Source organism: Candidatus Dedyshia acidiphila (assembly GCF_051025295.1).
Classification (GTDB): Bacteria; Acidobacteriota; Terriglobia; order Terriglobales; family Acidobacteriaceae; genus KBS-83.
In genome coordinates this window covers 1-251 of record NZ_JBMGJV010000153.1, presented here as the reverse complement: position 1 = coordinate 251, position 251 = coordinate 1, and the positions used below count along the sequence as shown (strand labels likewise).

General features: G+C 62.5%; 1 pseudogene. It reads right to left on the bottom strand.

Annotated elements, in window-relative coordinates:
- A pseudogene (locus tag AC5IJH_RS18480) lies at positions 1 to 168 on the bottom strand (FAD-dependent oxidoreductase); the annotation flags it as partial.
- Between the last annotated feature and the right edge of the window lie 83 nt (positions 169 to 251).

Below are 251 nucleotides of genomic sequence, written 5' to 3'. Positions count from 1 at the left end.
ACAGGATCGATTTCGTCGGAATGCAGCCCCAGTGCAGGCATGTGCCGCCCAGCTTCGGCTCCCGCTCAATCAGCGCCGTCTTCAATCCGTACTGTCCGGCGCGGATGGCTGCCGTGTAACCGGCGGGCCCCCGCCGATGATCGCTATGTCGTAGATAATCTCTGCCAATCGTCACTCCCTGCCGGCCTGAACGCCTACCCGGGCCAAACACTCCATTCTACGCGTGTGCAACACTATCGCGGTGCGTCCCC